The organism is Salmonella sp. SAL4457, assembly GCF_046548235.1.
GTDB lineage: Bacteria > Pseudomonadota > Gammaproteobacteria > Enterobacterales > Enterobacteriaceae > Salmonella > Salmonella enterica.
The window spans coordinates 1-272 of the sequence record NZ_JBGDZO010000482.1 but is presented as its reverse complement, the minus strand read 5'-3'; the positions used below and the strand labels follow the sequence as shown (position 1 = coordinate 272).

Genomic DNA, 272 nt, shown 5'->3' with positions numbered 1-272 from the left:
ACCCAAGACCGTTTCGGCCGGATCACCAATACCCAGGTCCTAGTGGATCTGCTGGCCGTGGGCGGCAAGCCGATGGCGCCGACCGCCCAAGCCCCGGCCCGCCCGCAAGTGCAGGCCCAAGCCCCGCGCCCGGCCCAGCAGCCGCAGGGCCAGGACAAACAAGACAAGACCCCGGACGCCAAGGCGTAAGCCCTAGGAGGCCGCGATGCTCCGCTATCTCTCGCTGTTCGCGGTAGGTCTGGCCACCGGCTACGCCTGGGGCTGGATCGACG

General features: G+C 69.5%; 1 protein-coding gene. It reads left to right on the top strand.

What is annotated here, in order from left to right; all coding sequences use genetic code 11:
* Window positions 1–189, top strand: a 189-nt coding sequence (locus ACLJNW_RS25140) for a hypothetical protein (RefSeq protein ID WP_410961347.1), incomplete at its 5' end; no start/stop codon positions are given.
* Between the last annotated feature and the right edge of the window lie 83 nt (window positions 190–272).